Source organism: Pseudomonas sp. SIMBA_068, from assembly GCF_046534705.1.
GTDB classification, from domain to species: domain Bacteria; phylum Pseudomonadota; class Gammaproteobacteria; order Pseudomonadales; family Pseudomonadaceae; genus Aquipseudomonas; species Aquipseudomonas putida.
Map to the genome: position 1 here is coordinate 16195 of NZ_JAWRYI010000014.1, position 10514 is coordinate 26708.

Annotated in this window: 7 protein-coding genes; 5 read left to right on the top strand and 2 right to left on the bottom strand. The window is 62.7% G+C overall.

All coding sequences use genetic code 11. From position 1 onward, the window contains the following. Positions 1 to 40: 40 nt before the first annotated feature. The gene (gene uvrA, locus SB756_RS25360; protein ID WP_049275099.1) at positions 41 to 2875 is read right to left on the bottom strand and encodes an excinuclease ABC subunit UvrA; all 2835 of its coding nucleotides are present in this window, start codon (positions 2873 to 2875) and stop codon (positions 41 to 43) included. 129 nt (positions 2876 to 3004) lie between these two features. On the opposite strand from uvrA, the gene SB756_RS25365 reads away from it, so the two are divergent. Beyond that, complete coding sequence (locus tag SB756_RS25365; protein ID WP_341797423.1) at positions 3005 to 4399, top strand: MFS transporter; 1395 nt, start codon at positions 3005 to 3007, stop codon at positions 4397 to 4399. 9 nt (positions 4400 to 4408) lie between these two features. Beyond that, positions 4409 to 4960, top strand: a complete 552-nt coding sequence (locus tag SB756_RS25370; protein ID WP_016497749.1) for a single-stranded DNA-binding protein — start codon at positions 4409 to 4411, stop codon at positions 4958 to 4960. 70 nt (positions 4961 to 5030) lie between these two features. Here the strand turns inward: SB756_RS25370 and SB756_RS25375 are convergent, their stop codons facing one another. Next, positions 5031 to 5519: a GlcG/HbpS family heme-binding protein gene (locus SB756_RS25375; protein WP_161774249.1), complete on the bottom strand. Its 489-nt coding sequence runs from the start codon at positions 5517 to 5519 to the stop codon at positions 5031 to 5033. Between the two features lie 321 nt (positions 5520 to 5840). Between SB756_RS25375 and fdnG the strand changes: the two genes are divergently transcribed. Genes fdnG through SB756_RS25390 form a run of 3 tightly spaced genes read left to right on the top strand, consistent with a single transcriptional unit; the run spans position 5841 to position 10512 of the window. Beyond that, positions 5841 to 8909 carry a formate dehydrogenase-N subunit alpha gene (gene fdnG, locus SB756_RS25380; RefSeq protein ID WP_341797424.1) on the top strand — a complete coding sequence of 1023 codons (3069 nt, stop codon included), beginning with the start codon at positions 5841 to 5843 and terminating at the stop codon, positions 8907 to 8909. After that, the gene (fdxH, locus tag SB756_RS25385; RefSeq protein WP_063424888.1) at positions 8909 to 9859 is read left to right on the top strand and encodes a formate dehydrogenase subunit beta; all 951 of its coding nucleotides are present in this window, start codon (positions 8909 to 8911) and stop codon (positions 9857 to 9859) included. The genes fdnG and fdxH overlap by 1 nt, the downstream gene beginning before the upstream one ends. After that, positions 9856 to 10512: a formate dehydrogenase subunit gamma gene (locus SB756_RS25390; RefSeq protein ID WP_132846736.1), complete on the top strand. Its 657-nt coding sequence runs from the start codon at positions 9856 to 9858 to the stop codon at positions 10510 to 10512. The genes fdxH and SB756_RS25390 overlap by 4 nt, the downstream gene beginning before the upstream one ends. Positions 10513 to 10514: the final 2 nt, after the last annotated feature.

The window sequence follows — 10514 nt, forward strand, 5'->3', positions numbered from 1 at the left end:
ACCAACGGTACCAGGGGCTTTTTCATTGCAGGCGCAACACTCAGGCCCGATCCCGCTCCAGCAGTGGTTTCAGGTAATGCCCGGTATACGACTGTTTCATCTCGCTCAGTTCTTCAGGTGTACCGCAGGCAATGATCTGGCCACCTTTGGAGCCACCCTCCGGCCCCAGGTCCACCAACCAGTCGGCGGTCTTGATCACATCCAGGTTGTGCTCGATCACCACCACGGTGTTGCCGTGGTCGCGCAGGCGATGCAGTACGTCCAGCAGCTGCTGGATATCAGCAAAGTGCAGGCCTGTGGTCGGTTCATCGAGGATGTACAGGGTCTTGCCGGTATCGCGCTTGGATAGCTCGCGTGACAGCTTTACCCGCTGCGCTTCACCGCCAGACAGTGTGGTCGCCGACTGCCCCAGCTTGATGTACGAAAGCCCCACATCCATCAGGGTTTGCAGCTTGCGCGCCAGCGCCGGTACTGCGTCGAAGAACTCGCGGGCATCCTCGATGGTCATTTCCAGCACCTCGTGGATGTTCTTGCCCTTGTACTTGATCTCCAGGGTTTCGCGGTTGTAGCGCTTGCTCTTGCACACGTCGCACGGCACGTAGATGTCTGGCAGGAAGTGCATCTCCACCTTGATCAGGCCGTCGCCCTGGCAAGCCTCGCAGCGTCCGCCCTTGACGTTGAACGAGAAGCGCCCCGGGCCGTAGCCGCGTGAGCGCGATTCCGGCACGCCGGAGAACAGCTCGCGGATCGGCGTGAAGATGCCGGTGTAGGTCGCCGGGTTCGAGCGCGGGGTGCGGCCGATCGGGCTCTGGTCGATATCCACCACCTTGTCCAGGTGCTGCAAGCCGTCCATGCTGCTGTGCGGGGCTGCTTCCAGGGTGCTTGCACCATTGAGGGCAGTGGCTGCCAGCGGGAACAGGGTGTTGTTGATCAGCGTCGACTTGCCCGAGCCGGATACCCCGGTTACACAGGTCAGCAGGCCGATCGGGACTTCCAGGTCGACGTTCTGCAGGTTGTTGCCGCGCGCGCCTTTGAGCTTTAGCTGCAGCTTCTTGTTGCGCGGTGTGCGCTTGGCCGGCACGACGATCTTCTTGCGCCCGGACAGGTACTTGCCGGTCAGCGAGTCAGGGTGGTCCATGACCTCCTGCGGCGTGCCCTCGGCGACGATCTGGCCGCCGTGCACCCCGGCACCCGGGCCAATGTCGACCACGTAGTCGGCCAAGCGAATGGCGTCCTCGTCATGCTCCACCACAATCACCGTGTTACCCAGGTCGCGCAGGTGGTTGAGGGTGGCCAGCAGGCGGTCGTTGTCGCGTTGATGAAGGCCGATGGACGGTTCATCGAGGATGTACATCACCCCGACCAGGCCGGCGCCGATCTGGCTGGCCAGGCGGATACGCTGCGCTTCGCCACCGGACAGGGTATCGGCGCTGCGGTCGAGGGTGAGGTAGTCGAGGCCGACGTTGACCAGGAACTGCAGGCGTTCGCAGATTTCCTTGAGAATTTTTGAGGCAATCTCGCCGCGGCGGCCGGTTAGGGTCAGCTCGCCGAAGTAGTTGCTGGCTTCACCGATCGGCAGGTTGGTCACCGCCGGCAGGGTCTTTTCGCCAACCCATACATGCCGCGCCTCGCGGCGCAGGCGGGTACCGCGGCAATCCGGGCAGGGCTGTGTGCCGAGGAACTTCGCCAGCTCTTCACGCACAGTGGCCGATTCGGTCTCGCGGTAGCGGCGCTCAAGGTTTGGCACGATGCCTTCGAACGGGTGCGAGCGCTTGACGATGTCGCCACGGTCGTTGAGGTACTTGAAGTCGACAGTCTGCTTGCCACTGCCTTGCAGGATGACCTTCTGGTGCTCGGCCGACAGCTCGCCGAACGGTTCTTCCAGGCTGAAGCCGTAATGCGCGGCCAGCGAGCCAAGCATCTGGAAGTAGTACACGTTGCGCCGGTCCCAGCCACGAATCGCGCCTTCGGCCAAGGTAAGTTCGGCATTGACCAGGCGCTTGGTGTCGAAGAACTGTTTGACCCCCAGGCCATCACAGGTCGGGCAGGCGCCAGCCGGGTTGTTGAAGGAGAACAGCTTCGGTTCCAGCTCGCTGATGGCATGGCCGCAGACCGGGCAGGCGAAGCGGGCGGAGAAAATCATCTCTTCGCCTTCTTCGTCGTCCATTGGGGCTACCAAGGCGATGCCGTCAGCCAGCTTGAGTGCGGTCTCGAACGATTCGGCCAGGCGCTGCTGCAGGTCGGCGCGGACCTTGAAGCGGTCCACTACCACATCGATGCTGTGCTTCTTCTGCTTGTCCAGCTTCGGCAGTTCATCAAGCTCGTAAAGCTTGCCGTTTACCCGGGCGCGGACGAAGCCCTGGGCGCGCAGCTCGTCGAACACCGCCAGGTGCTCACCCTTGCGCTCGCGCACCACCGGTGCCAGCAGCATAAGCTTGCTGCCTTCCGGGCGCTCCAGCACCAGGTCGACCATCTGGCTGATCGTTTGCGCCTCCAGCGGGATATCGTGGTCCGGGCAACGAGGGGTGCCGACGCGGGCATACAGCAGGCGCAGGTAGTCGTAGATTTCGGTGATGGTGCCAACCGTGGAGCGTGGGTTGTGCGAAGTCGATTTCTGCTCGATGGAAATGGCCGGCGACAGGCCTTCGATGGTGTCGACGTCGGGCTTTTCCATCATCGACAGGAACTGCCGGGCGTAGGCCGACAGCGACTCCACGTAGCGGCGCTGGCCTTCGGCGTACAAGGTATCGAACGCCAGGGACGACTTGCCGGAACCGGACAGGCCGGTGATCACGATCAGCTTGTCCCGGGGCAGGGTCAGGTCGATGTTCTTCAGGTTGTGGGTCCGTGCCCCACGAATCAGGATCTTGTCCACTGCGGCCTCGCTTGGCGGGCATAAACAAGGAAGTATACGGCGCGCCAGTATGACGCGGCAAAGCGTCGCGTAGATGCCGTCAAGCTGTCGGACTGATAGAATCGCCGCCGGTTCACACGAGGTTAATCCATGCACGACACCCACAACGAGCGCATGAGTGGCGGCGAAACCCGCGCCGCTGGCGGCCTTGCCCTGGTCTTTGCCTTTCGTATGCTGGGCATGTTCATGGTCTTGCCGGTGCTGGCCACCTACGGCATGGACCTGGCCGGCGCCACGCCAGCGCTGATCGGCCTGGCCATCGGTGCCTATGGCCTGACCCAGGCGGTATTGCAGATCCCGTTCGGCATGATTTCCGACCGCATCGGCCGTCGGCCGGTGATTTACCTGGGGCTGGTGATCTTTGCCCTGGGCAGCGTGCTGGCGGCCCAGGCCGATTCCATCTGGGGGGTGATCGCCGGGCGTATCCTGCAGGGCGCGGGGGCGATTTCTGCCGCGGTCATGGCGCTGCTGTCCGACCTCACTCGCGAGCAACACCGGACCAAGGCCATGGCCATGATCGGCATGAGCATCGGCCTGTCGTTCGCGGTCGCCATGGTCGTCGGCCCATTGCTGACAAGTGCCTTTGGTTTGTCAGGATTGTTCCTCGCCACGGCGGGTCTTGCCCTGGTCGGCATCCTGTTGGTCGCGTTTGTCGTGCCCAGCTCGCACAGCATCCTACAGCACCGCGAGTCGGGTGTAGCGCGCCAGGCCATAGGCCCGACCCTGCGCCATCCGGACCTTCTGCGCCTGGACGTGGGCATTTTTGTTCTGCACGCCATTCTCATGGCCAGCTTCGTCGCATTGCCACTGGCCTTCGTCGAGCGCGGGGGGCTGCCCAAAGAGCAACACTGGTGGGTGTACCTGACCGCGTTGTTCATCTCATTTTTTGCAATGGTCCCGTTCATCATCTACGGCGAAAAGAAGCGCAAGATGAAACGTGTGTTGGCCGGTGCGGTCAGTGTCCTGCTGCTGACAGAGATATACTTCTGGGAGTGGGCTGACGGTTTGCGCGGACTGGTGATTGGCACCGTGGTATTCTTTACCGCATTCAACCTGCTGGAGGCTTCGCTGCCTTCGCTGGTCAGCAAGGTGTCGCCTGCCGGTGGCAAGGGGACGGCAATGGGGGTTTATTCCACCAGCCAGTTCCTTGGCGCTGCCTTGGGAGGAATCCTCGGTGGCTGGTTGTTCCAGCACGGCGGGCTGAACATGGTGTTCCTCGGTTGCGCGGTACTGTGTGCCATCTGGCTGGTCGTCGCGCTTCGCATGAACGAGCCGCCCTATGTGACCAGCCTGCGCATGCCGCTGACGCCAGAGGCAGTCCGGGAAGCCGGCCTGACCGAGCGCCTGATGGCCGTGCCGGGTGTGACCGACGCCGTTGTGGTGGCTGAAGAAGCCGCCATCTATATCAAACTGGATACGAAAATTTTGGACCGTACGACCCTCGAGCGCCTGGTTAACCCGGCCTCTTCGGCGTGCGAAGCCTAGGAGAACGTTATGGCCCGTGGGGTTAACAAAGTCATTCTGGTCGGCACCTGTGGCCAGGATCCCGAAGTCCGCTACCTGCCCAACGGTAACGCCGTGACCAACCTGAGCCTGGCTACCAGCGAGCAGTGGACCGACAAGCAGTCGGGCCAGAAGGTCGAGCGTACCGAGTGGCACCGTGTGTCGCTGTTCGGCAAGGTTGCCGAAATTGCCGGCGAGTACCTGCGCAAGGGTTCGCAGTGCTACATCGAAGGCAAGCTGCAGACCCGCGAGTGGGAAAAAGACGGTATCAAGCGCTACACCACCGAGATCATCGTCGACATCAACGGCACCATGCAGCTGCTTGGCGGCCGTCCGCAAGGCCAGCAGCAAGGCGGCGACCCGTACAACCAGGGTGGCGGCAACTACAACCAGGGTGGCGGCCAGCAGCAACAGTACAACCAGGCACCGCCTCGCCAGCAGGCCCAGCGTCCGCAACAGGCCCCTCAGCGCCCAGCGCCCCAGCAGCCTGCGCCGCAGCCGGCCGCCGACTTCGACAGCTTCGATGACGATATTCCGTTCTGATTCGAGCGGTCAGGCGTCACGCAAAACCAGAAACCCAGGGCAGTTGCCCTGGGTTTTTTTATGTGTGAATTCAGGCATCGCCATCCAGCGCCGCCTGGGCGAATTGCGCGTCCAGTTCCGGCGTAGCGCCGCTGATGCCGATGCCACCGATGTGCTGGCCGTCGCCATCGATGATCGGCAAACCGCCTCCCAACAGGGTGAAGCCTGGCAAGGACGCGTAGGGATTGGCTGGTAGTGCCGCGCTGCGGTCCGCCAGCGAGCTGGAGGAAAGCGGAAAGCGGGCAGAAGTCGAGGCCTTGAGTTGCGCGACCTGGATGCTGCCGCTGCTGGTGCCGTCCATACGGTGGAAGTGCTTCAGGTTGCCATGGCTGTCGACGATGCTGATGACGATGGCATGACCGTGGGCACGGGCTGCGCGCTCGGCGTTGGCGGCCATTGTTCGAGCAGCTTCGGAAGTGATGGGGGACGTAGGGGTGGTTTTCGGAGGGTCCGCCAGCGACGGTGCTGCCATTAATAGCGAGACCATCAAGAGTGTGACGCGGCTGAAGTTCTTGTTCATGTGAGCACCATCCCTAGGATTTTTCGCGAAGCTAGCAAGCAACAGTCACCCTTGGATGTAGTCCGTTTCTGAAGTTGACGTGGGGCTACTGCCTGGCAGATGGCTTTTTTGCTTTTGGTTACATGTCAGGTAATGAAGTGCGCCTCTAGGTACTCAGGCAACCACAAGCCATGCACCAACTGCATCGCCCCTGACCCAGGTCATCGCACGTTTCGGATTCTTGACTAGTCTTACCTGTTGGCGGCCGTCAAAACCGCCACCGTGACTACCAAGAGGCGCCGGCCATGTTCCGCGCGTCCACCACCTGATCAGGAGTGCACGATGGACCTCAACCGTCGGCAATTCTTCAAGGTCGCCGCCGTCGGCCTTGGAGGCTCGAGCCTGGCGGCGTTGGGCATGGCCCCGACGCCGGCATTCGCCGAGCAGGTGCGTCACTTCAAGCTGGCGCATACGAAAGAAGCCCGTAACACCTGCCCCTACTGCTCGGTCGGCTGTGGCCTGATCATGTACAGCCAGGGTGATGCGGGCAAGAACGTCAAACAGAGCATCATCCATATCGAAGGTGACGCCGACCACCCGGTCAACCGCGGCACTCTTTGCCCGAAAGGCGCCGGCCTGCTGGACTTTATCCACAGCCCAAGCCGCCTGCAGTACCCCGAGGTACGCAAGCCGGGTAGCAAGGAGTGGGTGCGGGTGAGCTGGGACGAGGCGCTCGACCGCGTCGCCGACCTGATGAAGCAGGACCGCGACGCCAACTTCATCGAGAAGAACGCCCAGGGGCAAACCGTCAACCGCTGGCTTACCACCGGTTTTCTTGCTGCCTCCGCCGCCTCCAGCGAGGCTGGCTACCTGACCCACAAGGTCGTCCGCGCAACAGGCATGCTGGGGTTCGATAACCAGGCACGTGTCTGACATGGCCCGACGGTGGCAAGTCTTGCCCCGACGTACGGCCGTGGCGCCATGACCAATCACTGGTCCGATATCGCCAACGCGAATCTGGTCCTGGTGATGGGTGGCAACGCAGCAGAAGCGCATCCGTGCGGCTTCAAATGGGTGACCGAGGCCAAGGCGCACAACAACGCGCGGCTGATTGTGGTCGACCCACGGTTTACCCGTACCGCTTCGGTGGCGGACTACTACGCGCCGATCCGCACCGGTACCGACATCGCCTTCATGGGCGGGCTGATCAATTACCTGCTGAGCACCGACAAGATCCAGCACGAATACGTGCGCAACTACACCGACGTGTCGTTCATCGTCAAAGAGAGCTATGGCTTCGAGGACGGGCTGTTCAGCGGCTACGACGAGGCCAAGCGCGTGTATGCCGACAAATCCGGTTGGGGTTACGAGCTGGGTGAGGACGGTTTTGCCAAGGTCGACCCGACCCTGCAGCACCCACGTTGCGTGTTCCAGCTGATGAAGCAGCATTACAGCCGCTACACCCCTGAGCTGGCGAGCATGATCTGTGGCATGCCACAGGACGCCATGATGAAGGTCTGGGAAGAGATCGCCACCTGCTCGGTACCGGGCAAGACCATGACGATTCTCTATGCACTGGGCTGGACGCAACACTCGATCGGTGCGCAGATCATCCGCAGCGCGGCCATGGTCCAGCTGCTGCTGGGCAACGTCGGCATGCCAGGTGGCGGGGTCAACGCACTGCGCGGGCATTCCAACATCCAGGGCCTGACCGACCTCGGCCTGCTGTCGAACTCGCTGCCGGGTTACCTGACCCTGGCTGGGGATGCCGAGCAGGACTACGCCACCTACATCGACAAGCGCGCATCCAAACCGCTGCGCCCGGGGCAACTGTCGTACTGGCAGAACTACGGCAAGTTCCACGTCAGCCTGATGAAGGCCTGGTACGGCGCCAACGCCACGGCAGAAAACAACTGGGGCTATGACTGGCTGCCCAAGCTCGACGTGCCTGCCTATGACGTGCTGCGCATGTTCGAGATGATGAGCCAAGGCAAGGTCAACGGCTACGTGTGCCAAGGCTTCAACCCGATCGCTGCGCTGCCGGACAAGAACCGCGTGACTGCGGCATTGGGCAAGCTCAAGTGGCTGGTGATCATGGACCCGCTGGCTACCGAGACCTCGGAGTTCTGGCGTAATGCCGGGCCATTCAACGATGTCGACACCGCCAGTATCCAGACCGAAGTGATCCGCCTGCCCACCACCTGCTTCGCCGAGGAGGATGGCTCGCTGGTCAACAGCAGCCGCTGGCTGCAATGGCACTGGAAGGGGGCCGACGGCCCGGGTGAGACCCGTACCGACGTGCAGATCATGAGCGAGCTGTTCCTGCGCATGCGTCAACGCTACCAGGCCGAGGGCGGCGCCTACCCTGACGCGATGATGAACATCAGCTGGCCGTACAAGATTCCTGAAGAGCCATCCCCGGAGGAGCTGGCCAAGGAGATGAACGGCTGGGCAGTCACCGACCTTACCGACGCCACCGGCGCCACGCTCAAAGCCGGCCAGCAGCTGTCGGGCTTCGGGCAGTTGAAGGACGATGGCAGCACCGCGTCCGGCTGCTGGATCTTCGCCGGCAGCTGGACCGAGCAGGGCAACCAGATGGCCCGTCGTGACAACAGCGACCCCTACGGCATGCATCAGGTGCAGAACTGGGCCTGGGCCTGGCCGGCCAACCGCCGCATCCTCTACAACCGTGCCTCCAGCGACCCGCAAGGCAAGCCGTGGGACCCGGAGAAAAAGCGCCTGGTGTGGTGGAACGGCAAGGCCTGGACCGGCACCGACGTGCCGGACTTCAAGGTCGACTCGCCACCGGAAGCGGGGATGAACCCGTTCATCATGAACCCTGAAGGCGTGGCGCGGTTCTTCGCCATCGACAAGATGGCCGAAGGCCCGTTCCCCGAGCATTACGAGCCATTCGAAACGCCGATTGGCATCAACCCGCTGCACCCGCAGAACAAGAAGGTGGTCAGCAACCCGGCCGGGCGCATCTTCGACTCGGTGTGGGACACCCTCGGCACCCACGACGAGTTCCCCTATGCGGCGACCACCTACCGGCTCACCGAGCACTTCCACTTCTGGAGCAAGCATTGCCGGCTCAACGCCATTGCCCAGCCGGAGCAGTTTGTCGAGATCGGCGAGGTGCTGGCCAATGAGAAAGGCATCAAGGCCGGCGACCGGGTGCGGGTGTCGAGCAAGCGCGGGCATATCGATGCGGTGGCGGTGGTGACCAAGCGGATTCGCCCGCTGCAGGTCAACAATCAGACCGTGCACCAGATCGGCATCCCGTTGCACTGGGGCTTCACCGGTGCAACGCGGCATGGCTACCTGACCAACACGCTGGTGCCATTCCTGGGTGACGGCAACACGCAGACGCCAGAGTCCAAGTCGTTCCTCGTCAAAGTGGAGAAACTCTGATGGCCAGCCAAGACATCATCGCCCGCTCGGCCACCACCACCGTACCGCCTTCGGTACGCCAGCAGCAGGAAGTCGCCAAGCTGATCGATACCACCAAGTGCATCGGCTGCAAGGCCTGCCAGGTGGCGTGTTCGGAGTGGAACGAACTGCGTGACGAGGTCGGCCACAACCACGGCACCTACGACAACCCCCAGGACCTCACGGCCGAGACCTGGACCCTGATGCGCTTCACCGAGCACGAGCGCGACGACGGTAACCTGGAGTGGCTGATCCGCAAGGATGGTTGCATGCACTGCGCCGACCCAGGTTGCCTGAAGGCCTGCCCGAGCCCGGGGGCGATCATCAAGCACGCCAACGGCATCGTCGACTTCAACCAGGACCACTGCATCGGTTGCGGTTACTGCATCACCGGCTGCCCGTTCAACATCCCGCGCATCTCGCAGAAGGACCACAAGGCGTACAAGTGCACGCTGTGTTCCGACCGCGTGAGCGTGGGCCTGGAGCCGGCTTGCGTGAAAACCTGCCCGACCGGGGCGATCGTGTTCGGCAGCAAGGACGAGATGAAGGTGCACGCCGCCGAGCGCATCGTCGACCTGAAGTCGCGGGGCTACGACAAGGCCGGGCTGTACGACCCGGATGGCGTCGGTGGCACCCACGTGATGTACGTGCTGCACCATGCCGACACGCCGAAGCTGTACGCCGGCCTGCCGGACCAGCCGGTGATCAGCCCGCTTGTGGGGCTGTGGAAGGGCTTCACCAAACCGCTGGCGCTGCTGGCCATGGGCGCGGCGGTATTGGCCGGGTTCTTCCACTACGTGCGGGTTGGCCCGCAGCGGGTAGAGGAGGACGAGCACCCAGCGCCGCCCGATGACAGCGTGCACCAGGTAGACCCGGCGGTGCATGTCTACGATCCGAAGCAGCCCGGTGGGCAAGGGGAGCAGCGGCCATGAACGACAACAAACCCATCCTGCGCTACAACGCCAACGAGCGGACCAACCACTGGATTGTCGCCATCCTGTTCTTCATGGCCGGGCTTTCCGGGCTGGCGCTGTTTCACCCGGCGCTGTTCTGGTTAAGCCATCTGTTCGGCGGTGGGCCGTGGACGCGCATCCTGCACCCGTTCATGGGTGTGGCGATGTTCGTGTTTTTCCTCGGCCTGGTGTTCCGCTTCTGGCGCGCCAACTTCATCACCGCCAACGACCGCCTGTGGTTGCGTCGCATTGATCGGGTGATGGTCAACCGCGAAGACGGCGTGCCCCCCATTGGTAAATACAACGCCGGGCAGAAACTGCTGTTCTGGACGCTATTGCTGTGCATGCTGGTGTTGTTGATCAGCGGTGTGGTGATCTGGCGGGCCTATTTCAGTCACTTCTTTGATATAGGCTCGATTCGCCTGGCATCGCTTGCCCACGCACTGGCGGGCTTCGTGCTGATCCTCAGCATCATCGTGCACATCTACGCCGGCATCTGGATCAAGGGCTCGATCGGCGCCATGCTGCATGGCTGGGTCAGCCGCCCCTGGGCGCGCAAGCACCATGCGTTGTGGTACCGCGAAGTGACCGGCGACAAGACGCCGGGCGATCACGGACGAAAAGAAGGATGAGC

Coding starts and splice junctions, on each gene's coding strand:
- fdxH (WP_063424888.1), top strand. CDS start 8,909: ATGGCCAGCCAAGACATCATCGCCCGCTCGGCCACCACCACCGTACCG.
- SB756_RS25390 (WP_132846736.1), top strand. CDS start 9,856: ATGAACGACAACAAACCCATCCTGCGCTACAACGCCAACGAGCGGACC.
- SB756_RS25365 (WP_341797423.1), top strand. CDS start 3,005: ATGCACGACACCCACAACGAGCGCATGAGTGGCGGCGAAACCCGCGCC.
- SB756_RS25375 (WP_161774249.1), bottom strand. CDS start 5,519: ATGAACAAGAACTTCAGCCGCGTCACACTCTTGATGGTCTCGCTATTA.
- SB756_RS25370 (WP_016497749.1), top strand. CDS start 4,409: ATGGCCCGTGGGGTTAACAAAGTCATTCTGGTCGGCACCTGTGGCCAG.